Raw genomic sequence first — 20,414 nt, 5'->3', positions numbered from 1 at the left:
CTACGGTGTTGTCTTTAGGCTCGCTCCACTTCCTTCGCTGTTATGAGAACACCATGAACGCTACTTCCCACGCTACAAGCACCATGACCCGGAGCATGGTGATGCTGTTTGCGTTTTGCTGCGGCGCCATCGTCGCCAACATCTACTACGCGCAACCGATCATCGAACTGATCGCGCCGGACATCGGCCTCACGCCTGCCATGGCCAGCCTGATCGTATCGCTGACGCAAATCGGCTACGCCCTTGGCTTGTTTTTCCTGGTGCCCCTGGGCGACCTGCTGGAAAACCGCAAGCTGATGATCGCCACTACTGTGCTCGCTATCGCCAGCCTGCTGGGGGCAGCGTACACCGAACAACCCAACCTGTTTTTGCTGGTGTCGCTGCTGATCGGCTTCAGTTCGGTGTCGGTGCAGATCCTGATCCCGCTGGCCGCGCACCTGGCGCCCGCCGAGTCCCGTGGCCGTGTAGTCGGCAGCATCATGGGTGGCCTGTTGCTGGGTATCCTGCTGGCCCGACCGGTGTCCAGCGTGGTCGCGGATCACTTTGGCTGGCGCGCAATGTTCATGGCGGCGGCCGCGTTGATGGCATTTATCAGCGTGGTGCTGATGCTGACCATTCCTAAACGTCAGCCGGATCACTCCGCCAGCTATGGCCAATTGCTGGGTTCTTTGGGCACCTTGCTGCGTCAGCAACCGGTACTGCGCCAACGGGCGTTCTACCAGGGCTGCATGTTCGCCACCTTCAGCCTGTTCTGGACCGCCGCCCCACTGGAGCTGGCACGCAACCACGGCCTGAGCCAAAGTGAAATCGCGCTGTTTGCCTTGGTCGGTGCCCTGGGTGCCATCGCCGCGCCTATCGCAGGTCGCCTGGCCGACGCCGGCCATACCCACCGTGCTTCGTTGCTGGCCATGCTATTGGCCGCGCTGAGCTTCCTGCCAGCCTTCGTACATCCGTTGTACAGCGTCATCGGCCTGGCCGTGACCGGCGTGGTCCTGGACTTCTGCGTGCAGATGAACATGGTGCTTGGCCAACGCGCCATCTACGCCCTCGACGCCAACAGCCGCAGCCGACTGAACGCGCTGTACATGACCAGCATCTTCATCGGCGGCGCCTTCGGCTCGGCGATTGCCAGCAGCGTGTATGAACACGGCGGCTGGCTGGGCGTGATGCTGGTGGGCAGCGCGTTTCCGCTGCTGGCGCTGTTGCGGTTCCTCAGCGCTTCGCGTCAGGCCATGGCCGCCACCGCTTGAGTGACGGGTTCAAGGCTGGTTTTTCCCCGCGGATGCCTGGCCGGACGGCGACGTTATCAGGCTTAATCAACTGCGAGAAAAACGCTAACAGGGTGATGGCAAACATTTGGATCAAGCCGGCGGCGCCTTCCAGTGTCTTATCCTGCAACGGGGCGGGGGCGGGTGCAGGGGCAGGCGTAGGCATAGGCGTAGGCTGGACTTTAGGTGTCTCGCCGCCCCCCTGCACGTCGGCTGACTTGATCTCCCCTTTGCTCTTGACTACCAGGTCCGCGTTGCCCGTGCCTTTCAGGTCAATAGCCAGGCTTGAGAGGCCCGTACTGGGGTCATGCTTGAGCATCGCCTCACCCGCTCGCCCGGTGAAACGGTCAGTAAAAACCAGGGCCCCCACACCCGCGTCCTTCATGGCGCCCGAAACGTCGATCTTATCGGTGCCGCTGGTGAAGTCCTCGATCATGTCAGGGTCGGATGGCGTGGAGTCGCCGGCCTTGTCGTAGACAAAGGTGTCTGCGCCGGCACCGCCTCTCAGGGTGTCGCCCTTCCCACCCCCCTTGAGCCGATTACCGGCTTCATTCCCCGATATCGTGTCCCGGCCAGAGCCGCCAATCGCGTGTTCAATCGTGCAGCCCTTGGCAATGGACACATTGCCCTTCAACCCGCCTACGTCAGAAAACGATTCGGCATTCAGGTTGATGTTCTGGTCCTGAGAAAACCCGGAGAAATCCAGCGTGTCGACACCACCACCGTCCCAGACACAGAACACGGGTTTGTCCGTGGCCTTATTGAGACTCATCGCCTCCCGCTCGGTATTGGAATTGAAGCCATAGGTGGTGTCGGTGTTACGGGTTTGGTGGTTGGCCCCGTACAAGCGTTGCGCCGCCGCGATATCGTCCATCATCGGCGCAGAGGGGTTCTGCCCCTTGAAGTCGTGCCCCTTCTGATTCTTCTCCGACCAATAACTCATCACCGTGCGCGCCTTTGTGTCCTCGGCGTAGACCGCGCCGTTCTGGTAATTGGAGCCACCACCGTTGTAGTTCCCCGGATGGTGCAGGCCGATGGCGTGGCCCACCTCATGGATCGCAGTGACGGAAAAGTGACTGCCCAATGCCGGTGACCCGCTCTCTCTAAGCGTGCCGATCGTGGCAGATGTGTTGGAAGTGGAGCGACCGGGAAATGTGGCAACCCCGCGATCACCGCGAGGGTTATTGCGGATATTGAGCGTGCCGTCCGAGTTGTCTGACTGCTCGCGAAAATTGATATTGGCTACGTCCTGCCAGGACTGCACCGCCTGGCGGACGCGTTGCTGCTGTGGTTTAGTGAAACTGTTGTCCACCGTGTAATTCACGTCGACCTTCGAGTCGCCATTACGGTCATGAAATCGCAGGTTGTCCCGTGTGATGTGTTTGGCTGCCTGGTCCGTGGCGTAAGACGGCTTGTTGCCAGCCCTCGCACCAAACGGGCCGAGGTCCGATACTGGTAGGTTGTGAAGAGGAATAACACTACGCAGGTCATAATTGTTCATTGTGCGGCGCCTTTGGTTTTAATAAATAGGGCCGGCCAACGGATCGTCGGCCAACCACTCCAGAGGTAAATTCGCACGTTGAAAAATCTGATACCAACGCAGATTTGGTTCTAATCGCAACACTTGCGCGCCTCGAAATACGGGGCGAAACAACCAAGAATTCATTTGCAAATTAAACACTCAACAACACAAATGCCCGGGCGATATCGAGTTGTTTTTGCAAGAGAAAAACAAAATCTAAACAAGCAATGCTTGCTCAAGTACGCCGTTTTTCCAGCGCTCAGGACACATCCATTAACCCTTCCGCAGGACCGCACCAGCTTCTCAAGCGCAGCATCTGCCAGGAAGGAAGAACGACTCTTGACCTTATGCTCACGCACATACCGGTCGATGCGCTGGATGACATAACCTGGCAAAGTCACATTGACCTTCTCGGTCTTGCCCAGATAGGGCGAGATGTCCAACTCCAGCATCCCCAGCCCATTCCCGCGTAGTCGTCGTGCGCGTGATAGTTGGCCACCGACGTTGGCATCGGTATCGGCCCGCCCTCTGCGGCGATCTCCTGCAACAGGATGTGGGCGACTTCCACAGCGGCGTTGTAGGCCTCTTCAAAACTGTCCCCGGCGGTGACTGCGCCCGAGATATCGGGGATCTGGATACCGGTGGCGGTAAAGTCATCGCCCCATTCGATACAGATTGGTTACTGCATGAATATTCTCCTTAAAACTCAAACAGGCCGGCGCGTTTCCTGATGCTTCTGAAGGTGCCCAGCGGCAGGTCCTTCTTGGGAGGCCTCGGTGGCGACTGCCTGACGCGCCTGACTACCTGTCAAAGCCCGTCTGCCAGAAATGGCGGACGGCTTTATGAGGCATCAGTCCCTGGAAATCGACCGAGTATTGAATCAGTGCGCTTCGTTGCAATAACATCAAGTACGCTCGGATAACTGCCGATCATACTTTCGGTTCAACTTCATACCTACAATATCTCCACCCCGTATTACGTGAGGGCTATTGACAATAAAATCACTGCATTTATCTCCATCCAAGTCAACGTCCACCCAGTACCGGCCATCACAGTTTGATTTCATGATGACCGTCTCACCAGCTCTCCCTGTAAACTTATCTACCTGCGTCAGCGAAACACCCGACTTTTCAACCACCTTGGTTAAATCAATTTTATCCTTGCCACTTGTGAAGTTCTTTAAGCGATTGATTTTTTGACAGTTCGATTTAGAAGTAGAATCATACGTGAACGTCTTGCCACCCCTATCGTCTTTTGTTTTGTCATCTCTTCTCGTTCTTGGCGGATCTGGCTTTGGCTTTGGATCAGGTTCTGGAACTGTCGTCAAATCGGGTTCATGCTGAATTGAAGTGGATGGCTCGGGGTTGACCATCAGGTCCTTGTAGTGAATTTTTCCATTACTTTTCACCAGAAAATCGGATTTGCCATTACCTGTCAGATCAAGAGCCAGGCTTCCCTGACCAGTGCTGGCATTGTGGCTTAATACTGCCTCGCCAGCCTGGCCACTGAATTGGTCAACAATCCACAGAATCTTCACAGCAGCACGCCTCAATGGTTTGGATATGTCGATTCTGTCAGTGCCACTGACAAAATCCAGAATCCAATCAGAGGACTCAGCCGTGGAATCTGCCACGCTGTCATAGGCAAAGATATCCGCCCCGCCGCCGCCCTCAAGCTTGTCCGCTCCGGCCCCACCCTTGAGGCGATTGCCTACCTGATTTCCGATCAATGTGTCATTACCAGAGCCACCAACAGCGTTTTCCAGCCTCACACCTTTTGCGATGGAGACGTTGTTCTTCATGCCTCCCACATCCGAAAACGATTCGGCATTCAGATTGATTTTCTGTTGCTGGTGAAAAGCGGAAAAGTCCAGGGTATCAACCCCGCCAGCGTCCCATACACAGAAAACAGGTTTGTCTTTAGCGCTGTTGAGGCTGTAGAAGTCTCGACCGGCATTGGAATTGAAGCCGTAGGTAGTGTTGTTTTTTCGAGTGTTGGTATTCGCACCGTACAATTTTTGTACCGCAGCAATATCATGCATCATGGGGGCCGAGATTTTTTTCCCTTTGTAAGGATGATCGCCAAAAGAAGCATCGTGGTAGCTCATGGCGGTATAAGCGGTTGAGTCCTCCCGATAACGCGGTCCCGCTCCGTGAGGATGCTCCAGACCGATAGCATGACCAATTTCATGGACAACCACACTGTCAAACACGGTCCCATGTTCCAGCTTTCCATCAGCTCCGCCAGTACCAACGTTGACCGTGCCGCTCCTCATGTACTCATTGGGCAGGCTCGCGACGCCGCCGGCGTATCCAGGTATGGCTGAGATATGGAGGGAACCATCAAGCCCCTTGGTATTTTCTACAAAGTTCACGTTGGTCACCTCTGCCCAAGAGTGAATGTCCTCCCGGATTCGTCGCTTCTGATCAGGGGTGAACTTTGGATCCAAGGTATAGGAAAGGTCTACTTTCTTGTCTTTATTTCGACCCCTCCATATATAACCGCCACGTGTAAGATGTTTCGCCGCTTTATCCGTCGCATAGGAAGGTTTGTTAGCGCCTGGATTAATAGCGTGAAATTCTAAAGCGCTGGCATTGTACGGAACGGTGGAAATACTTGGCGTCTTCATGGGCAGCTCTCTAGCTTTTATAAGGCCTGACATAATTACTTACACTACGCACCTGAATTACGACTGAGTAAGCAGTGCATGCCAGAGCAAAATCGCACACAAAAAAACACCAAACAAGCACTGGTTTCATACCAATTGAAACGCTGAAAGTACGGCCTAAAAAAAACTAACAACCCCTCACACTAAACCATAAAGCTCGACTATATTTTCGTTTTATGAACGCACTAACTTCTCCAACGCCGCATCCGCCAGAAATGACGAGCGGCTTTTAACCTTGTGCTCACGCACATAACGATCGATGCGTTGAATGACGTATCCGGGCAAGGTCACATTGACCTTCTCGGTCTTGCCCAGATAGGGCGAGATGTCCAACTCCAACATCCCCCAGCCCATTCCCGCGTAGTCGTCGTGCGCGTGATAGTTGGTCACCGACGTTGGCATCGGTATCGGCCCGCCCTCTGCGGCGATCTCCTGCAACAGGATGTGGGCGACTTCCACAGCGGCGTTGTAGGCCTCTTCAAAACTGTCCCCGGCGGTGAATGCACCTGGAATATCGGGGATCTGGATACCGGTGGCGGTGAAGTCATCGTTCCATTCGATACAGATTGGGTATTGCATGAATGCTCTCCTTAAAACTGAAACAAGCCTGCGCGTTTCCTGATGCTTGTGACGGTGCCCAGCGGCAGGTCCTTTTTCGGATGAGGTACTGGAATCGTGTACGGGTTATAGCGATGGGTAAAAATAGGATGACTGCCCGTGACCCGATCCAACACCCAACCTGCCTCTTGCAGTTCCTTGATCAATAACCTGCTTTGCACCTCAGCCTCCTTGGCTTGGCCCGAATAAAAATAACCCTAGAGTTATCTTTACTCAAGCACAAAATACGTAAGGCTGACTGGCGGTTTTTTTGCGGGATGTTGAAAGCCAGCTTTACGAGCGAACCGGCGCGGCGTTGAACCTGGGGATACGGCCATTGAGGGACGGCCAGTAGCCTTGCTGGCAAGCGTGCTCGAGCACGGCCGGCTGACGACGCAGCAATTGCACAATGGCCTGCGCGGCAATAGTCAGCGCGAGCGTCTGGCCTGGGCACTGGTGGCGCCCCAAGCCAAAACTGAACAGCCGTCGCTGCGGGCGTTCAAGCACAAAGCTATCGGGCTGCGAATGTGCATCGCTGTCGCGGTTGGCGGACGCCAACAGGACTAAAACAGTGTCCCCCGCCTCCAGTACCCAACGGCCAATCGTGCAGCGCCGTGCCACGAATCGCCGCGTGTTCTGCACGGGCGAGTCGAAGCGCGCCACTTCTTGCACCAGTGCGATCGCCACTGTGGGCTCACGCTTAACCCGTTCAACCAAGTCAGGTCGTCGCGCAAGTAACACCAGCGAATTACCAATCAGGCCAGCGGTTGCTTCACAGGTCTGCGACAACAACCCAATCAGGTTGGCAGACATCACCTCGGCGTCTTTCCAATCGCCCGCGCGGATAGATGACAACAACACCGTTTGCTCAAGCACCCCGCTGAACATCTGCCTCAGCTGTGATGCCCCGGCATCGGCGTTGCGCAGTTGGGCTTCGTTGCTCAACGGCGACAGGCAGGCCACGAAGTCCCGCGTCAGGCCGGCAACGATCTGCAACTGCTCATCAGGCAAGCCCAGCAGACGTGCAACCACCGATACCGGCAAGGTGAACATCCACGCATCCAGATTGTTCACGCCGGCACTGAGCTGCTCCACGTCGAGGGCTATACGTTGCGCATCCAAAGCGGCCAACGCAGGCTCCATCACCGCTCTTGGGCAGCGATGGGCCACGCCTTCATTCATGCGCATCAGCCGAGCAAATACCTGGCCCGCCACTCGTTGTGCAATCGCGGCCGGAACCGGCTCATGCAGCGGGCGTACGCAGCAGTCAGGATGCGCCAAAACGGCCTCGACCGTCTTCGCGCAACTGGCTATCCACAGCCCGAGGTCGGTATCGAACAGCAGGCCGGCATTGCGCCGCAAGCGAGCGTAGTAATCATAAGGGTCAGCATGGGTCGCAGCTTGCAGCGGTGTCATTCGGCAGGTCCTGTTCTAAAAGAACCGGTACTATCAGCCACGCCGCACGGTAACGATTCGCTCAGGAACGAAATATGAACGGCCACGACCCTGACGCCGCCCTCTCGCAAATCGCCGGCGCGATTGCAGAACCTGCGCGTACGAAAATGCTTTGCGCGTTGATGGACGGCCATGCGCGCACCAGCACCGAAATGGCGGTGATCGCTGAAGTGAGTACCTCCACCGCCAGCGCCCACTTGGCCAGGCTCAAGGACCAGGGCCTGATCATGTTGCACACCCAGGGGCGCCACCGTTACTACAGCCTGACAGGCCCGCACATCGCCCAGGCCATCGAAGGGTTGATGGTCATCAGCCGCCACAGTGCCAACGCCTTTGTGCCGAACACCCCCACCCGCTTGCAGTTCGCGCGTACCTGTTACGACCACATGGCCGGCACGCTGGCGGTGCAGCTGCATGACCATTTCATCGCAGCGGGCTGGCTGATTGGCGAGGGTACTTACCAGCTCAGCCTGACAGGTGAAAAAGCCATGATCGACCTCGGGGTGGATGTCGCCGCACTGCGTTCACAGCGCCGGCGTTTTGCCTGTGCCTGCCTGGACTGGAGCATGCGCCGTCCGCATTTGGCGGGAGCATTGGGTGCGGCATTGCTGCAAAGCGTGATCCGCCGGGAATGGGTGACACAGGACCTGGATACCCGGGCACTCGGCTTGACGCCCAAGGGACGAAAGGCACTGGCTAGCCGATTCGGAATAGAAACCTGAATGTAGTGAGCGGGCTGTCGGGTCACTACCAGCGATGTATCAGCAACATCTTCGCTGGCAAGCCAGCTCGGTCATGCGCATGCCGAATGGCCATGATCCAGGCAGCACAGCAAGCGCTCGACCGTATGCTCCAACGGGCCGGAGTTATCCAGCACGAACAACCCTGGGCCATTGCCGGCAATCAGTTCGGCAGTGAATTGCGCATTGCGCGCCAGGCGCGCTTCGATATCTGCCAGAGCTTCACGCCCCCGCGCGACCAACCGCTGGCGCAATATGGCTTGATCAACCGTCAGCAGCAACACCAGCAAGGTGGGATAGCGCTCACGGGTTTGCGCCAAGTGAGCACGGGAGCCGTTGACCAGTACGTCTTCGCCTGCGGCCAGCCAGTCGTCGATTTCCCTGGGAATGCCATAGCACAACCCATTCGCCTGCCAACTCAACGCAAACGCGCCCGCCGTTTCCAGCGCTGCAAATTGCGCCGGGCTAACACCTTGCGCGGCCTCGCCCACCGCTTCCGCCGAACGGGTGATGACGCGGCGCACGATGCGGCAACCGCGCTCGACCAAACGCGGTCGTGCGGCATCCAACAGGCTGTCCTTGCCCGAACCCGATGGTCCGATGAGATAGATCAACCTGCCTGCCATCAACACACCCTCTTTGCTGGTCGCCGGTCCCAGGTCAGTGGGCCGGCGGGGCCACATTACCCGAGTGCGACCCGTTCGCCATCTGGTATTTCGTTGTTATGACAGTAGCGCACTAGATGGAAGCGCTGAGCCATCGTTAGGACCTGCCCTACACAGATTTCGGGTTGTGTCCGATCAACCTCGCCGCTTCTCTTCGCCGGGCGCTGCAAAATCAGCGAACGGGTGTGGTAGCGAGATGGAGGTGCTCATTCATAGGAGCTTCGTCATGAAAAAAGTCACGCCTAACCCCGCGCCATCCACTTCGGATGCCCCCCAAAAAAAACACGCCACCAACGTAATCTTCATCGTCCGCCCCGGCCTCAGCACCGAAGCTGCCCTGAGCAATGCCAGCGAGCTGCTTGAATCGGCGACTGTCTGTGCGTACGACTGCGCCGAGCATTTGGATGGCTCGGGCCGTAAACAGGTGTTGGCGGTGGTGCAGATGATCGAGATCGCGCAGTTGTTGGTGGATGAGGCGCTGAATCGGGAGTGTCCCGTGGCCTGACGGCCTGAAATGATTGTTCCCATGCTCTGCGTGGGAATGCCGCCTGGGATGCTCTGCGTCCCTAAATTGGCGTAGGGCTTGAGCCTTGCACGAGGTGACGCAGAGCGTCACGGGATGCGCTACCACGCGGAGCGTGGGAACGATCAAAAAAAGGCGACCCGAAGGTCGCCTGTTGTCATTGCGCGTAGTGCTTGCTCAACCCCGGCGGCACGCCCTGCACGTCGGTCTCTTCCCACGGCCCGTTCGGGCTGATGGAGCGGCTCCAGCCGTTGCTCCAGCGGTAATACGTGCGCTGGCGGTAGAAGGTGTCGGGCTGCTCTTCCAGCACATACACCTGCATCTTGCCGTCCCAGTGGCTGGCGGCGCCTGGAGGGGGTGCGAAGGTTGGCGATTGGGTTGGCACTGGCTTCGGCGGCGGGGTCACCGGACCGGAAGGTTTGGTGCCTGGCTGGGTAGACGGGCCCGACGATGGGATGGTCGGGCCGGTAGGCGCAGGAGGTGGCCGGTGGACCGCGCAAGCGCTCAGGCCCAATACCAGGCTGAGCAGGGTGATGCGTGCGAGTGCGGTCATAGGCGTTTCCTCAAGTTTACTTATCCGGACTGTCGATGGTCAGCTGCTGCAGCGCAGTGGTGCTGCTGGCCAGGGGTTGGCTGCGGCCGATCCACTCGCCAGCGGTCGGAAGACCTGCCCGGGATATGCGCGCAACCAGTTGGACTTCAGGGAAGTTCGACAGTTTCAACTGCGGCATCATCGCGTCGGCATCGCCCAGTTCGACGGTGATCGGCAGTTCGGCGACGGTGACGCGCTTGGCTGCCAACGGTGCCGGCGGACCTTTCACGGCGCGGGCGAAGATGAATACGCTGTCGGTTGGCAGCGCCTTGGCCTTCACCTCGGCGGACACGTCCACCCGGACTTTCATCACGGATTTTTGAGGGGCGACGGTGCCGCCGCTCTCTTTCAGCTTCTCGGCCGCACGGTCAATGCCGCCTTGCAGCGCCGCACGGGAATTGTCTCCCGGCGGCAGTTGCGCCAGCAGACGGTTCCAGTAATCGATCGCTTCCTGATAACGCTGGCCTTCAAACGCCGCGATACCCAGCAGGCCAAGGCTGGTGACTTCCTTCGGGTCAAGCTTCAACGCTTCGTCAGTTAGCGCCTGGACCTTTGGCGACCACTGTTTATTGTCGGCAAAGTACTGGGCCTGAGCCCACTGCCCGAGCAGTTCCGGCTGGCGCCCGGCCAATGCCACGGTGCGTTCGAAGACTTTCGCGGCATCGGCGGAACGCTCCTGAGCCATGTAGGCGCGACCGAGGAAATACAGGCCTTGCGCCGAATCAGGCTGCGCGGCCGCGGCGCGCTCCAGGCGCTGGGTCATGTCTTCCATGGACACCGGCGGCTGGGAGAATTCGCGGGTCAGCTCGACCTTGTCGCTCGCGCCATAATGCAGGTACAGCGCAACGCCCAGGACAGGCACCAAAAAGGCCGCCAGAAATGGCAGAGGTTTGCCCAAACGCGATTCGCGAGGTTTTTCCACGCCTTCGGTGTCAGCCAACAATTCGCGAGCAGCCTCGGCACGGCCGCTGTCGAGTTGCGCGGCATTCAGCACGCCTTCGTCCTGCTGCACTTGCAGCTCGGCGACGCGTTCCTGATACAGCGCCACGTTCAGCGCGGTGCGGTCCTCTTCACGCTGGGCACGGCGGCCACGCAACACAGGGATCAACAGGAAACTCAGGGCAATCAGTAGCAGCAAGCCGGCTGCGAGCCAGAAATCAATCATCAGTCTTGGTGTCCAGCAAGTGGTCGAGACGTTTACGCTCTTCAGGGGACAGCGCGTCGGAACCATCGGTAGGCGCGGCGCGGCGGCGGCGCACGATCACGGCCATCACCACCACGCCGGCCAGCAACAGCCCGGCGGGGCCGAACCAGAGCAACGCGGTCTTGCCGGTAAGGGCCGGTTTGTAGCGCACGAAATCACCGTAGCGGTCGACCATGAAGTCGATGATCTGCTGGTCGTCCTTGCCCTCCCCCAGCATGCGGAAGATCTCTCTGCGCAGGTCGGTGGCGATGGGCGCGTTGGAATCGGCGATGTCCTGGTTCTGGCATTTGGGGCAGCGCAGTTCCTTGGTGAGGTCGCGGAAACGCTCACGCTCGGCGTCGTTGGCGAATTCGTAGGTGTCGATGGCGGCGTGGGTCACGCCAGCCAATCCCAGCGCCAGAACAGCGGCGGCTAACAAGCGCTTCATGGCTTGGCCTCATCGACCAGCGCCTGGTACTTGGCGGCCAATTGTTCGCGCCAGACCACCTCATCGATCACACCCACGTATTTGTCGCGGATCACGCCCTTGGCATCGATGAAGAAGGTTTCCGGGGCACCGTACACGCCAAGGTTCAGGCCGAGGTTGCCGTCTTCATCACGGATATCCAACTGGTACGGGTTGTGGAACTCGGCCAGCCACTTCAAGGCCGCTGCGTTGTCGTCCTTGTAGTTGATGCCGTAGATCACCACGCCCTTCTCGGCCAGAGTGTTCAGCACCGGGTGTTCGACGCGGCACGAGATGCACCAGGTGCCCCACACGTTGACCAATGCCGGTTTGCCCAGCAGGTCGGCCTGGGTCAGGGTCTTGTCGCCCTGCACCGTCGGCAGGCTGAACGCGGGGAACGGTTTGCCGATCATTGCCGAGGGCAACTCGGCCGGGTCCAGGTACAAGCCACGGTAAAGGAACACCGCCACCACCAAAAACAAAGCCAGCGGCACAACCATCAACCAACGCTTCATACCGCCGCTCCTTGCAGGCCGAGCGCTTCACGCACCCGGCTCTTGACCTTGACCCGATAACGCCGGTCCAGCGCGGCGAGCAAACCACCGAAACCGGTGAGCAAACCGCCGAACCAGATCCAGCGCACGAACGGTTTCACATGCACGCGCACCGCCCAGGCACCCTCGCCCAGCGGTTCACCCAGTGCCACATAGAGGTCGCGGGTGAAACCGGCGTCGATCCCGGCTTCGGTCATCATCGAACTCTGCACGGTGTACAGGCGTTTTTCCGGGTGCAGCACGGCGATTTCCTTGCCGTTGCGGACGACGCGCACGGTGCCTTTGTCTGACGTGAAGTTCGGGCCTTCAAAGTGCTTGGCGCCTTCGAAGATGAAGTGGTAACCGGCCAGGTCCATCGACTCACCGGGCGCCAGGCGCAGGTCGCGCTCGGCGCTGTTCTGGCTGGAAAGCACCACGCCCAGGGCGCAGACGGCGATACCGATGTGGGCGATCTGCATGCCCCAGTAGCTGCGGGTCAGCGTCGGCAAGCCTTTGAGCAGGCCCTTGTGGCGGGTCTTGTCGAAGATGTCGCGCACGCCGGCCAGCAATACCCAGGCAGCGAGCAGGAAGGTCGCGAGCACTGCCCAGTTGAAGTCGCCATAAGCGAAGCCGGCGATCACCGCCAAGGCCACGCTGCCGAGCAACACTGGCATCAGCATGCCGGCCAGCCATTTCACCGGTGTGTCTTTCCAGCGCACCAGCATGCCTACCGCCATCACCACCATCAACAGGCCCATCAAAGGGATGAACAGCGCGTTGAAGTACGGCGGGCCGACCGACAGTTTGGCGCCACTGAGGGCATCCAGCACCAGCGGATACAGAGTGCCGAGCAGGATCATCGACGCGGCCACCACCAGCACCAGGTTATTACCCAGCAGCAGCGTTTCCCGCGACCACAGGTTGAAGCCGACCTGGCTCTTGACCACCGGGGCGCGCAGGGCGAACAGCGTGAGTGAGCCGCCCACCACAAACAGTAGGAAGATCAGGATGAACACGCCGCGCTCCGGGTCGGACGCAAACGCGTGCACCGACGTCAGCACGCCCGAACGCACAAGGAATGTGCCGAGCAGGCTGAGGGAAAACGCCGCGATGGCCAGCAACACGGTCCAGCTCTTGAACACGCCACGCTTTTCGGTAACGGCCAGCGAGTGAATCAATGCCGTGCCGACCAGCCATGGCATGAAGGAGGCGTTTTCCACCGGGTCCCAGAACCACCAGCCGCCCCAGCCAAGTTCGTAGTAAGCCCACCACGAACCGAGGGTGATGCCGATGCCGAGAAACGCCCAGGCGACGATGGTCCACGGCCGCGACCAGCGCGCCCAGGCTGCATCGAGACGCCCGCCCAGCAAGGCGGCGATGGCGAAGGCGAAGGCCACGGAGAAACCCACGTAACCCATGTAAAGCATTGGCGGGTGCACGATCAGGCCGATGTCTTGCAGCAGCGGGTTGAGGTCATGCCCGTCCACCGGGATCTGCGGCAAGATGCGCGTGAAGGGGTTGGAGGTCATGATCAGGAACAGCAGGAAACCGATGCTGATCATGCCCATCACCGCCAGCACCCGCGCCAGCATCACTTGCGGCAGTTGGCGCGAGAACACCGACACGGCGAAGGTCCAGCCGCCGAGGATCAACGCCCACAGCAGCAACGAACCTTCGTGGGCGCCCCACACGGCGCTGAATTTGTAGTACCACGGCAGCGCGCTGTTGGAGTTATTGGCGACATAGGCGACGGAAAAGTCGTCGGTCATGAAGGCGTAGGTCAGGCAGCCAAACGCGAACAGCAGGAACGCGAACTGGCCCCAGGCGGCCGGCTGCGCCAGGCTCATCCACAGGCGGTCACCGCGCCAGGCGCCAAGCAATGGCACCACCGCCTGGACGATGGCAAAGCACAGGGCGAGGATCATCGCCAACTGACCCAGTTCCGGAATAAACAGTGCGGACGTCATGGCTCAACCCTCCTTGGCAGGCATTGGCGCGGACTGGCCGCTGTCTTTCAACGCTTTGGTGACTTCTGGCGGCATGTATTTTTCGTCGTGTTTGGCCAGCACTTCATCGGCCACCACCACGCCGTCGGCGTTGAGCTTGCCCAGGGCGACAATGCCCTGGCCTTCGCGGAACAGGTCCGGGAGGATGCCGCGGTAGGTGATGGTCACGGATTTGCTGAAGTCGGTGACCACGAAGGTCACGTCCAGGGAATCGCCGGAACGCTTCAAGGAGCCCTTCTCCACCATGCCGCCAGCACGGATGCGCATATCGACAGGCGCTTCGCCGTTGGCGATCTGGGTCGGGGTGTAGAACAGGTTGATGTTCTGCTGCAGAGCGCTCAACGCCAGGGCCACGGCAATGCCGACGCCAGCGAGGATGGCAAGGATGATCAACAGACGCTTTCTACGCAGCGGATTCACTTTTCGGTCTCCCGGCGCAGACGACGCGCCTCTTGTTGCAGGTAACGCTTGCGGGCCAGGATCGGCGCGGCGACGTTGAGGGCCAGCACTGCCAGGCAGATGCCATAGGCCGTCCAGACATACAGGCCGTGGTGGCCCATGGCGATAAACTCGCTGAAAGAAGCAAAACTCATCCACGCGCTCCCAGGCTGCTTTGCACTTCGGCCTTGACCCAATGGGTGCGGGCTCCACGCTTGAGCACTTCTAGGCGCATGCGCATCAGCAGCACGGAGCCGAAGAAACAGTAGAACCCCAGCACCATCAGCAGCAGCGGCGCCCACATTTCCATAGGCATCGCCGGTTTTTCGGTGAGGGTGAAGGTGGCGCCCTGGTGCAGGGTGTTCCACCACTCCACCGAGTATTTGATGATCGGGATGTTGATCACACCAACAATCGCCAACACCGCGCAGGCCTTGGCGGCGCTGTCACGATTGCTGATCGCGTTGCCCAGGGCAATCAGACCGAAGTACAGGAACAGCAAAATCAGCATGGACGTTAGTCGCGCATCCCACACCCACCAAGAACCCCAGGTCGGCTTGCCCCAGATTGCGCCGGTGACCAGCGCCACGGCGGTCATCCACGCGCCGATGGGGGCAGCGCATTGCAGCGCGACGTCTGCGAGCTTCATCTTCCACACCAGGCCGACGATGCCGCACACCGCCAGCATCACGTAGCAGGACTGGGCCAGCATCGCGGCGGGAACGTGGATATAGATGATGCGAAAGCTGTTGCCTTGCTGATAGTCCGGCGGCGCGAAGGCCAGGCCCCAGACCAGGCCGATGCCGATCAGCAACACGGCGGCGATGCTCAACCACGGCAGCAGCTTGCCGCTGATGCCATAGAAGAATTTGGGCGAGCCGAGCTTATGAAACCAGGTCCAGTTCATTGCTGTTTCCATCACGGTTGCTTCTTGTCGTGACAAGAAGCGTAGGGTCTTTACTGACTGAACGTATAGCGTTCAGTCAGACCTCATTATTCGCCAACGCTAATCTTCAGGCCGGCCGCTATAGCAAAGGGTGTCAGGGTTACCGCCAGGGCGGTCAGGCTACCCAGCCACAAGAGGTAACCGGTCGCCGGCATGCCCATGAGCGCGGCTTGCAACGCACCGCTGCCCAGGATCAGTACCGGGATATACAAAGGCAGAATCAACAAGGCCAGCAACAGGCCGCCGCGCTTCAAACCCACGGTCAACGCCGCGCCCACCGCCCCCAGCAAACTGAGGACCGGTGTACCGAGCAGCAGGCTCAGGAGCAGGATCGGCAGGCATTCGGTGGGCAGGCCCAGCATCATCGCCAGCAGCGGCGAGAGCAAGACAAGCGCCAGGCCGGAAAAAGCCCAGTGTGCCAGTACCTTGGCCAGTACCAGAAGTGGCAAGGGGTGCGACGAAAGGACCCACTGTTCCAGGGAACCGTCTTCGAAATCACTGCGAAACAGTCCGTCCAGCGAGAGCAGGACGGATAAAAGTGCGGCGACCCACACCAGCCCAGGGGACAAGGTTTGCAACAGTTTAATCTCGGGGCCGACCGCCAACGGGAACAACGCGATGACAATGGCGAAGAATACCAGCGGGTTGGCCAACTCGGCCGGGCGACGACACAGCAGCCGCGCTTCGCGGGCAACCAGCAGGGCGAATACGCTCATGCCGACCACCGCCCCAGGTCCAGGTCACGGTAACCGGCGGGCTTACGCGTGAGGGTATGGTGAGTGGTGAGGATGACCAGACCGCCCCGCTCGCAGTGCTGGGCCAGGTGTCCTTCCAACTGGGCGACGCCTTGCTTGTCGAGGGCGGTGAACGGCTCATCGAGAATCCACAACGGCGGGCCGGGCAGGTACAAACGCGCCAGGGCCACGCGGCGCTGTTGACCAGCGGACAGGGTGTGGCAGGGCACGTCTTCGAAACCCTTGAGACCAACAGCGGCCAGAGCCTGCCAAATGGCATCGCGCGAAGCAGGGTGATGCAGGGCGCTGAGCCAACTGAGGTTTTCTTCGGCGGTGAGCACGTCCTTGATGCCGGCGGCGTGGCCGATCCAGATCAGGTTGCGTGCCAGTTCGGTGCGTTGTTCGTTGAGGGGCTTGCCGTTGAGGCGTACCTCGCCGGCCGTCGGCTGCATCAGCCCGGCCAGCAGGCGCAGCAAACTGGTCTTGCCGCTGCCGTTGGGGCCACTGATCTGCACCATGTCGCCGCCCACCAGCCGCAGTTCGAGGTGCTCGAACAGCAGGCGCAGGTCGCGTTCACAGGAGAGCGCTAAGGCTTCAAGAAGAGGGCTGGTCAAAAGATCGCGGGCCTTTACGGTTCAAGTCGGCGGTGCAGCGGCCGTTAAAGAGAAATGCACAATAACGGCTTCGGCGACCGATTTTAGAGAGCTGGATCAAATAGTTGTGAGGTTTTTAGCGCTCTCTTTGCAGACGGGCGGCATTATACATGTGATGCCCGACTCTAAAGAGGGCAATTTCCCCAGAGACGACGCGCGCGATGACCGGTGAGATCAACCTTCCTACGCTTCCACCTGCTACTGCGGCCGGGCCCAGCCCTGCGCCTGCGACCGGTGAATTGCTGAAACTGCTGGAGCCGCAGATCGGCCTGATCGCCCCAGGGAAAACCGCAAACGCTGAAGTGATCGCCTTGAAACAAGGCGGCGACGCCTTTCAGTTGCTACTCAAATTGACCTTGGAAGGTGGCCGTCAGACCCTGGTGCAAGCCAGCAGCACCCAGCCCTTGCCGCTGGGCAGCAATGTCGCGGTGAGCCAGACGCCCGCTGGCAACCTGACCCTCAGCCTGCAGCAGGCCTTGAGCGCGAATGTCGCCGCCCTCACCCGCATCGATACCCACCAGACGCCAGTGGGCACGCTGTTGCAGGCCAAGGTGCTGACCACCCAAATGCTGCCCCAAGGCACGGCGCAACCAGCGATTTACCGCTCACTGGTGACCGTGCTCAACAGCGTACTGACGGGCGCCACCCTGACCGTGGAAAGCCCGCAGCCGCTGCGCGTCGGCAGCCTGCTCAGTGCCGTGGTGCAGAACGCGCAGACCTTGAGCTTTGTGCCCTTGAGCGGGCTCAAGGATCAGTTGGCCGTCACGCAGCAACTGTCGACCCAACAAAGTCGCCAAGGCTCGCTGGATGCGGTGTTCACTGCGCTGCAAAACCTGCCGCGCGGCGACAGCACCTCCGCCGACCTGCGCGCCGCCGCCGACCGTTTGCTGGCCGCCTTGCCGGATTTGGCCCAGGTCAGCAATCCCAAGGTACTCGCGCAAGTCATCCAGAACAGCGGGGCGTTTCTTGAAGCCAAGCTGCTCGCCGGGCAAAACCCGCAAATTCCCCCGTTGGACATGAAAGGTGCCTTGCTGCGCCTGGTCGCGGACTTGTTGCCCGCCCTGCCCGCCAGCACCAACCTGAATGCCATCCTCGCCGCCAATACCCTGGCACAGGTGCTGCCCAACTTTGTACGCAGCCCGCTGAACACCCTCGGCCAGGTCAGCGCCCGACATCTACCCGCTGGCTTCCCGCTGCCCGAACGCCTGATGGCCAAGCTGGAAGGCGAAGGCGACCTGGAAAACCTGCTGCGCCTGGCCGCCGGGGCGATTTCACGGTTGCAGAGCCATCAGCTGTCGAGCCTGGAGCAGACCGGCACCACCGCCGACGGTCGCCTGCAAACCACGTGGCAGTTGGAAATCCCTATGCGCACCCTGCAGGACATCGTGCCCTTGCAGGTCAAGTTCCAACGCGAAGAACCGGCGCCGGACAAAGACCAGCCCGAACGCAAAGACAAGAAGGACGCCAAACAGATGCTCTGGCGCGTCGAGTTGGCCTTCGATATGGAGCCACTGGGGCCGTTGCAGGTCCAGGCGCAATTGAGCCAGGGCAAACTGTCCAGCCAGCTGTGGGCGACCCGGCCATTCACCGCCAGCCTGATCGAAAGCCACTTGAGCAACCTGCGCGAACGCCTGGTGACCTCGGGCCTCAACGTCGGTGACCTCGATTGCCACCTCGGCACCCCGCCGCGCGGGCCCAAAACTGGACTGGAACAACGCTGGGTGGATGAGACCGCATGAAAAACCCTACGCCACCGCGCCAAGCGATTGCCCTGAAGTACGACGGCCAGCAAGCACCTACCCTGACGGCCAAGGGCGATGATGCCCTGGCCGAAGCGATCCTGAAGTTGGCGCGTGAAAATGAAGTGCCCATCTATGAAAACGCCGAGTTGGTGAAGCTGCTGGCGCGGATGGAGCTGGGGGACAGCATTCCCGAGGAGTTGTACCGCACAATTGCCGAGATCATTGCGTTTGCATGGACGTTGAAGGGCAAGTTTCCGGTGGGGTATGACCCGGATGCCGCGCCAGTGGAACGCGACGTGACCGAACGTGGGGATGACTACTGAATCAGCCGGGCATCACACCGGCCAATACGCGAGCCGCGACCGACGTGGCAACGGGCTTGCGCTGCGCATGCTGCTTCAACGCCTGCTCGAACGTCTGCCCCTCGTACCGTCGCAATGCTGCACCGAACGCGCTGGCCTGAGCCGGCGCAAGCGGAGCAGTGAAGGCCTCGATGAACTGCGCGTTAATGACGGTGTTGCGAACATTGTCTATCTCCGCCTTTATGGAACGGCTATCTCGGGCAGTAACATGATCGAACAGGACCTGATCCTTGATCACAAACGCCTTCGTACCTGGTGCGCGCTGGGCGACGAGCACGTTCTGCTGACCGTCCCAGGCCGACAGTGAATACTCCTTGAGCCTGTCCTGATTGCTCTTGACCGACTCGATACTCGGGCCACGATGCTCCAGACCCGCACTGAAAAACTGGCTCAGGACATTGAAGTCCATCACCGCATCATCCGTCCCACGTTTGAGAATCCGGCAGCACAAGGTCGCTAGGTCCACCTGGATATCATGGAAATGCAGCTTCGGCTCTTGGCTCAAACGTGCGACATCGGCGATCTTCTGATTGAAGTCATTTGGCCACAAGTACAACGCGTCCCGCGTCAATGGCTGCCCCAAGCGCTTTTCCATAGGCCCCATGAACTGCTGAACCAGTGCCGCGCCCTGATCATGCACTTGCAGCATGCTGGTACCGGGCATACGGTTCTGGATCATATTCTTCACAACATCGGTGTTGAGCGCGAACTGGCCGGTCAGAAAGGTGGTTTTACCCGCTGACGGCGCACCGCGAACTATCGAGACATCTTGCGACACGGCAGGTACCGGGTCTTGGAGGATGGACTGGAACTGCGTCAGGTACTTCTCTGCCATCTGCGCCGTCAGGTTTTTCAGGATGTTGCCATTGAGGCTTTCCACCTCAGGCAGCCAGACGTTTCTTTTGCCCAGAGCCTGCGCCAGTGTTGGCATACTTCTGTCAGCAGCAGCCGGGTTGGACCAGCCCAACCGCTCGTTATCCTGCAGCCGTTGCAATTGCCTTGGGTTGCGCGTCAACGCCTGCCAGGAAGTAATATTCGGATCGGCGATCATGCAGGCAAGTCGCTCTCGATAATTGTTCTCGGAAGGCGGCCGGCCAATCAATTCGCTCAAGACACTACGCGCATTGGTTGAATTGATTGAGGCTGCAGTGGGCATGCCGGGCTCGGCGTAAACGGGCGCCTCCACGCTATTAACGGATGTAGCACGTTGGATAGTCATCGTCAGTCCTCCAGTCAACCAGAACTCGGCAAATTAGCCTGCCTGCTCAGGTTTACTCATAGGACTTTTCTTGAGTGTGAGTCTGCCACCGATGAACTGCGC

Annotated in this window: 22 protein-coding genes and 1 pseudogene; 5 read left to right on the top strand and 18 right to left on the bottom strand. The window is 59.7% G+C overall.

Annotated features, from left to right (window positions below):
- The first annotated feature begins 53 nt into the window (after positions 1-53).
- Positions 54-1,250, top strand: a complete 1,197-nt coding sequence (locus tag AACY44_RS01555) for an MFS transporter (protein WP_339414703.1) — start codon at positions 54-56, stop codon at positions 1,248-1,250.
- Here the strand turns inward: AACY44_RS01555 and AACY44_RS01550 are convergent.
- The 6 genes and pseudogenes from AACY44_RS01550 to AACY44_RS01525 all read right to left on the bottom strand — a co-directional run bounded on the left by AACY44_RS01550 (position 1,213) and on the right by AACY44_RS01525 (position 7,471).
- Entirely contained in the window at positions 1,213-2,769 is a 1,557-nt protein-coding gene (locus tag AACY44_RS01550) for a M10 family metallopeptidase C-terminal domain-containing protein (RefSeq protein WP_339529686.1), read from the bottom strand. The genes AACY44_RS01555 and AACY44_RS01550 overlap by 38 nt on opposite strands.
- Positions 2,770-2,930: 161 nt before the next feature.
- Positions 2,931-3,412, bottom strand: a pseudogene (locus AACY44_RS01545) (type II toxin-antitoxin system HicB family antitoxin).
- 282 nt (positions 3,413-3,694) lie between these two features.
- Positions 3,695-5,419 carry a M10 family metallopeptidase C-terminal domain-containing protein gene (locus AACY44_RS01540; protein WP_339529684.1) on the bottom strand — a complete coding sequence of 575 codons (1,725 nt, stop codon included), beginning with the start codon at positions 5,417-5,419 and terminating at the stop codon, positions 3,695-3,697.
- 213 nt (positions 5,420-5,632) lie between these two features.
- Positions 5,633-6,037, bottom strand: coding sequence for a type II toxin-antitoxin system HicB family antitoxin (locus AACY44_RS01535; RefSeq protein ID WP_339529682.1), 405 nt, complete (start codon positions 6,035-6,037; stop codon positions 5,633-5,635).
- A gap of 11 nt (positions 6,038-6,048) precedes the next feature.
- Entirely contained in the window at positions 6,049-6,237 is a 189-nt protein-coding gene (locus AACY44_RS01530; RefSeq protein WP_339414707.1) for a type II toxin-antitoxin system HicA family toxin, read from the bottom strand.
- Positions 6,238-6,349: 112 nt separating this feature from the next.
- Entirely contained in the window at positions 6,350-7,471 is a 1,122-nt protein-coding gene (locus tag AACY44_RS01525; RefSeq protein WP_339529680.1) for a cytochrome P450, read from the bottom strand.
- A 74-nt stretch (positions 7,472-7,545) separates the two neighbouring features.
- On the opposite strand from AACY44_RS01525, the gene AACY44_RS01520 reads away from it, so the two are divergent.
- A complete protein-coding gene (locus tag AACY44_RS01520; RefSeq protein ID WP_339414709.1) occupies positions 7,546-8,232 on the top strand; it encodes an ArsR/SmtB family transcription factor in 687 nt (228 codons plus the stop codon).
- Between the two features lie 71 nt (positions 8,233-8,303).
- On the opposite strand, the gene phnN is transcribed toward AACY44_RS01520, so the two are convergent.
- Positions 8,304-8,876: a phosphonate metabolism protein/1,5-bisphosphokinase (PRPP-forming) PhnN gene (gene phnN, locus AACY44_RS01515; protein ID WP_339436666.1), complete on the bottom strand. Its 573-nt coding sequence runs from the start codon at positions 8,874-8,876 to the stop codon at positions 8,304-8,306.
- Between the two features lie 265 nt (positions 8,877-9,141).
- Between phnN and AACY44_RS01510 the strand changes: the two genes are divergently transcribed.
- On the top strand, positions 9,142-9,420 hold the full coding sequence (locus AACY44_RS01510) for a DUF6124 family protein (protein ID WP_339414711.1): 279 nt from the start codon (positions 9,142-9,144) through the stop codon (positions 9,418-9,420).
- A gap of 175 nt (positions 9,421-9,595) precedes the next feature.
- Here the strand turns inward: AACY44_RS01510 and AACY44_RS01505 are convergent, their stop codons facing one another.
- The 10 genes from AACY44_RS01505 to ccmA all read right to left on the bottom strand — a co-directional run bounded on the left by AACY44_RS01505 (position 9,596) and on the right by ccmA (position 16,950).
- The gene (locus AACY44_RS01505) at positions 9,596-9,991 is read right to left on the bottom strand and encodes a hypothetical protein (protein ID WP_339414712.1); all 396 of its coding nucleotides are present in this window, start codon (positions 9,989-9,991) and stop codon (positions 9,596-9,598) included.
- Between the two features lie 16 nt (positions 9,992-10,007).
- Positions 10,008-11,195: a c-type cytochrome biogenesis protein CcmI gene (ccmI, locus tag AACY44_RS01500; RefSeq protein WP_339414713.1), complete on the bottom strand. Its 1,188-nt coding sequence runs from the start codon at positions 11,193-11,195 to the stop codon at positions 10,008-10,010.
- Entirely contained in the window at positions 11,188-11,661 is a 474-nt protein-coding gene (locus AACY44_RS01495; RefSeq protein WP_339529678.1) for a cytochrome c-type biogenesis protein, read from the bottom strand. Before AACY44_RS01495 ends, ccmI begins: the two co-directional genes overlap by 8 nt.
- Positions 11,658-12,194, bottom strand: coding sequence for a DsbE family thiol:disulfide interchange protein (locus tag AACY44_RS01490; protein WP_339414715.1), 537 nt, complete (start codon positions 12,192-12,194; stop codon positions 11,658-11,660). The genes AACY44_RS01495 and AACY44_RS01490 overlap by 4 nt, the downstream gene beginning before the upstream one ends.
- Complete coding sequence (locus tag AACY44_RS01485; RefSeq protein WP_339436665.1) at positions 12,191-14,179, bottom strand: heme lyase CcmF/NrfE family subunit; 1,989 nt, start codon at positions 14,177-14,179, stop codon at positions 12,191-12,193. Before AACY44_RS01485 ends, AACY44_RS01490 begins: the two co-directional genes overlap by 4 nt.
- A 3-nt stretch (positions 14,180-14,182) precedes the next feature.
- Positions 14,183-14,638 carry a cytochrome c maturation protein CcmE gene (gene ccmE, locus AACY44_RS01480; RefSeq protein WP_339414717.1) on the bottom strand — a complete coding sequence of 152 codons (456 nt, stop codon included), beginning with the start codon at positions 14,636-14,638 and terminating at the stop codon, positions 14,183-14,185.
- A complete protein-coding gene (ccmD, locus tag AACY44_RS01475) occupies positions 14,635-14,811 on the bottom strand; it encodes a heme exporter protein CcmD (RefSeq protein ID WP_049709263.1) in 177 nt (58 codons plus the stop codon). The genes ccmE and ccmD overlap by 4 nt, the downstream gene beginning before the upstream one ends.
- Positions 14,808-15,563: a heme ABC transporter permease gene (gene ccmC / locus AACY44_RS01470; RefSeq protein WP_339529676.1), complete on the bottom strand. Its 756-nt coding sequence runs from the start codon at positions 15,561-15,563 to the stop codon at positions 14,808-14,810. The genes ccmD and ccmC overlap by 4 nt, the downstream gene beginning before the upstream one ends.
- Before the next feature lie 86 nt (positions 15,564-15,649).
- A complete protein-coding gene (gene ccmB / locus AACY44_RS01465; protein WP_339414719.1) occupies positions 15,650-16,318 on the bottom strand; it encodes a heme exporter protein CcmB in 669 nt (222 codons plus the stop codon).
- A complete protein-coding gene (ccmA, locus tag AACY44_RS01460) occupies positions 16,315-16,950 on the bottom strand; it encodes a cytochrome c biogenesis heme-transporting ATPase CcmA (protein WP_339427789.1) in 636 nt (211 codons plus the stop codon). The genes ccmB and ccmA overlap by 4 nt, the downstream gene beginning before the upstream one ends.
- 200 nt (positions 16,951-17,150) lie before the next feature.
- On the opposite strand from ccmA, the gene fliK reads away from it, so the two are divergent.
- Both fliK and AACY44_RS01450 read left to right on the top strand, forming a co-directional pair.
- Positions 17,151-18,728: a flagellar hook-length control protein FliK gene (gene fliK, locus AACY44_RS01455; RefSeq protein WP_339436664.1), complete on the top strand. Its 1,578-nt coding sequence runs from the start codon at positions 17,151-17,153 to the stop codon at positions 18,726-18,728.
- Positions 18,725-19,054 carry an EscU/YscU/HrcU family type III secretion system export apparatus switch protein gene (locus AACY44_RS01450; protein WP_269133304.1) on the top strand — a complete coding sequence of 110 codons (330 nt, stop codon included), beginning with the start codon at positions 18,725-18,727 and terminating at the stop codon, positions 19,052-19,054. Before fliK ends, AACY44_RS01450 begins: the two co-directional genes overlap by 4 nt.
- A gap of 1 nt (position 19,055) precedes the next feature.
- Here AACY44_RS01450 and AACY44_RS01445 read toward each other — a convergent pair whose 3' ends face one another.
- Positions 19,056-20,312, bottom strand: a complete 1,257-nt coding sequence (locus tag AACY44_RS01445) for a hypothetical protein (protein WP_339414722.1) — start codon at positions 20,310-20,312, stop codon at positions 19,056-19,058.
- Positions 20,313-20,414: the final 102 nt, after the last annotated feature.

The sequence above is a fragment of the Pseudomonas sp. RA_15y_Pfl1_P11 genome, assembly GCF_963970975.1.
Classification (GTDB): Bacteria; Pseudomonadota; Gammaproteobacteria; order Pseudomonadales; family Pseudomonadaceae; genus Aquipseudomonas; species Aquipseudomonas tritici.
The sequence above is the reverse complement of the archived record's forward strand: the minus strand, read 5'-3'. Positions and strand labels throughout refer to the sequence as shown.

Coding starts and splice junctions, on each gene's coding strand:
- AACY44_RS01525 (WP_339529680.1), bottom strand. CDS start 7,471: ATGACACCGCTGCAAGCTGCGACCCATGCTGACCCTTATGATTACTAC.
- ccmC (WP_339529676.1), bottom strand. CDS start 15,563: ATGAACTGGACCTGGTTTCATAAGCTCGGCTCGCCCAAATTCTTCTAT.
- AACY44_RS01555 (WP_339414703.1), top strand. CDS start 54: ATGAACGCTACTTCCCACGCTACAAGCACCATGACCCGGAGCATGGTG.
- AACY44_RS01535 (WP_339529682.1), bottom strand. CDS start 6,037: ATGCAATACCCAATCTGTATCGAATGGAACGATGACTTCACCGCCACC.
- AACY44_RS01445 (WP_339414722.1), bottom strand. CDS start 20,312: ATGACTATCCAACGTGCTACATCCGTTAATAGCGTGGAGGCGCCCGTT.
- AACY44_RS01505 (WP_339414712.1), bottom strand. CDS start 9,991: ATGACCGCACTCGCACGCATCACCCTGCTCAGCCTGGTATTGGGCCTG.
- AACY44_RS01485 (WP_339436665.1), bottom strand. CDS start 14,179: ATGACGTCCGCACTGTTTATTCCGGAACTGGGTCAGTTGGCGATGATC.
- AACY44_RS01450 (WP_269133304.1), top strand. CDS start 18,725: ATGAAAAACCCTACGCCACCGCGCCAAGCGATTGCCCTGAAGTACGAC.
- AACY44_RS01495 (WP_339529678.1), bottom strand. CDS start 11,661: ATGAAGCGCTTGTTAGCCGCCGCTGTTCTGGCGCTGGGATTGGCTGGC.
- AACY44_RS01520 (WP_339414709.1), top strand. CDS start 7,546: ATGAACGGCCACGACCCTGACGCCGCCCTCTCGCAAATCGCCGGCGCG.
- AACY44_RS01540 (WP_339529684.1), bottom strand. CDS start 5,419: ATGAAGACGCCAAGTATTTCCACCGTTCCGTACAATGCCAGCGCTTTA.
- ccmI (WP_339414713.1), bottom strand. CDS start 11,195: ATGATTGATTTCTGGCTCGCAGCCGGCTTGCTGCTACTGATTGCCCTG.
- AACY44_RS01550 (WP_339529686.1), bottom strand. CDS start 2,769: ATGAACAATTATGACCTGCGTAGTGTTATTCCTCTTCACAACCTACCA.
- fliK (WP_339436664.1), top strand. CDS start 17,151: ATGACCGGTGAGATCAACCTTCCTACGCTTCCACCTGCTACTGCGGCC.
- AACY44_RS01490 (WP_339414715.1), bottom strand. CDS start 12,194: ATGAAGCGTTGGTTGATGGTTGTGCCGCTGGCTTTGTTTTTGGTGGTG.
- phnN (WP_339436666.1), bottom strand. CDS start 8,876: ATGGCAGGCAGGTTGATCTATCTCATCGGACCATCGGGTTCGGGCAAG.
- ccmB (WP_339414719.1), bottom strand. CDS start 16,318: ATGAGCGTATTCGCCCTGCTGGTTGCCCGCGAAGCGCGGCTGCTGTGT.
- AACY44_RS01510 (WP_339414711.1), top strand. CDS start 9,142: ATGAAAAAAGTCACGCCTAACCCCGCGCCATCCACTTCGGATGCCCCC.
- ccmD (WP_049709263.1), bottom strand. CDS start 14,811: ATGAGTTTTGCTTCTTTCAGCGAGTTTATCGCCATGGGCCACCACGGC.